General features: G+C 48.6%; 1 protein-coding gene and 1 pseudogene. Both read right to left on the bottom strand.

Going from position 1 to position 461, the window contains the following annotated elements; all coding sequences use genetic code 11:
* Window positions 1–311 (bottom strand): hypothetical protein (locus tag DF216_RS10395; protein WP_240659331.1); only part of this gene is annotated, 311 nt, incomplete at its 3' end.
* Between the two features lie 63 nt (window positions 312–374).
* Window positions 375–449: pseudogene (locus DF216_RS11110) on the bottom strand (ankyrin repeat domain-containing protein); the annotation flags it as partial.
* Window positions 450–461: the final 12 nt, after the last annotated feature.

The raw sequence follows: 461 nt of genomic DNA, 5'->3' as shown, positions 1-461 counted from the left end.
ATCTCGAGGAGCTTCGTTGCCCCAACTTGGTTTTTCGCGAGTAAGGCACTGACGAATGCGGAGACAAAGGTATGAACACATAAATACCCATTACCATGTGCAACCAGATGAGTGATTGCTCGCTTCATGGCCGGCCCATCATGTTCCTTGAAGACATCGAGAAGCTCATTGTAGTCGGACTGGGCAATATAATGAAGGGGCGTGTGATATGACATATCAGCTTGCGTAGATGAGGCACCAAGCTTCAAAAGTGTCTTTGCCATTTCTCTCGCCTTCTCAAGGGGAAGAGCCAATACTAAGACTAGAGTCATGATTGCCCCCCTTGGTTCCCTGTTATAGTCGGATGTGATCTTAATTGGCATCAACACGTCAGCTCCGAAGGATGCGACGAGCTCTTTGACAGTTTCCACATGACCATGAAGAATTGCGAGGTGCAGCGGGGATGCCAAATTGTCCCATGC

Origin of the sequence: Streptococcus oralis, assembly GCF_004127215.1 — a bacterium.
Taxonomy (GTDB): Bacteria; Bacillota; Bacilli; order Lactobacillales; family Streptococcaceae; genus Streptococcus; species Streptococcus oralis_BD.
This window is presented reverse-complemented; position numbering and strand designations above follow the sequence as displayed.